1 protein-coding gene is annotated in these 1,316 nt (G+C 38.4%); it reads left to right on the forward strand.

Features of this window, described 5'->3' with window-relative positions:
• Positions 1–41 precede the first annotated feature (41 nt).
• Positions 42–1,279, forward strand: a protein-coding gene (locus tag WA338_RS18750; protein WP_230199236.1) for an IS3 family transposase whose coding sequence is annotated in 2 segments (ribosomal slippage) — positions 42–384 and positions 384–1,279 — 1,239 coding nt in all. Because the reading frame shifts where the segments join, the coding sequence is not laid out codon by codon here.
• Positions 1,280–1,316 lie beyond the last annotated feature (37 nt).

Below are 1,316 nucleotides of genomic sequence, written 5' to 3' on the forward strand. Positions count from 1 at the left end.
TGTCCCGTCCTGAAATAAGTTGACACAAATTCGACTTATTTATGAAAGACTCAGAAGGAGCTGAGAAGAAACGCACTCAGCGTGATTACAATTTAGGCTTTAAATTGGCGGTTGTATCTCAGGTAGAAAAGGGCGAAATGACTTATAAGCAAGCCCAAAAAGCATATGGTATTCAAGGAAGGAGTACTGTTTTGGTTTGGTTACGCAAACACGGTAACTTAGACTGGAGTAAACCAAAGACAAGACTTACCTGTAACACAATGAAAGAAACACCTGCTCAAAAGATCAAGAGGCTTGAAAAAGAGCTATCAGATGAGAAGCTTAAAAATAAGATTCTCAACACGATGATCGACATCTCAGATCAGCAATACGGAACTTCTATTCGAAAAAAGCATTTGCCCAATCAATCCAACGAATCCGGCAAGAACACCGACTAAGCCTGTCACGTTGTTGCAGATTGTTTGGGATAAGCAGACAGGCTGTCTATCAATCAGAAAAGCGAGAACAGATAAGAGCTGATGAACTTGCTTTAATCAAACCGCTGATTTTAAGGGTCCGCCGGCAAATGCCAAGGCTAGGCACTCGTAAACTGTATTATTTACTCAAGGTTGAGTTTCAAAAGATGGGAGTTAAAATAGGCAGAGATGCCCTATTTGACTATCTCAGGTCAGAATCAATGCTTATAAAACAAAAAAAGAATTACACAAGAACAACAGATTCTAGGCATTGGCTAAAAAAACACCCCAACCTGATGAAAGATGTTACGCCCGTAAGACCAGAGCAATACTTTGTAAGCGATATTACTTACATCAAGAGTAGAGAAAGAACTCACTATCTTTCCTTGGTGACAGACGCTTTTAGCAGAAAAATAATGGGCTACCACCTAAGTGATGATATGAGTGCAGAAAATGTAGTTAAAGCAATGAAAATGGCTAATAAAAGTAGAACCACATCAAGCGAGGTAATACACCATTCTGACAGAGGCTTGCAATATTGCTCCTCGTTATATCAAACTCAATTGAAGCGATCAAATGCATTACCATCAATGACAGATGGGTATGACTGCTATCAAAATGCGTTAGCAGAACGAATTAACGGGATATTGAAGGAAGAGTTCTTCATAAACAAATGCAATACAGGTAAAGAACTCAGACTGTTGATTCAGCAGTCAATAAAAACATATAACAATGAAAGACCACATCTAAGCCTTAACTACAAAACACCTAATTTTATACACAACAAAAAATCCGGTGAAGCTAGCTTCACCGGATTGATTTAAACTTTTAAAAACTGTCAACCTATTTTAGGACGACTCA

It is taken from the genome of Leeuwenhoekiella sp. CH_XMU1409-2 (assembly GCF_037029365.1).
Lineage (GTDB): Bacteria > Bacteroidota > Bacteroidia > Flavobacteriales > Flavobacteriaceae > Leeuwenhoekiella > Leeuwenhoekiella blandensis.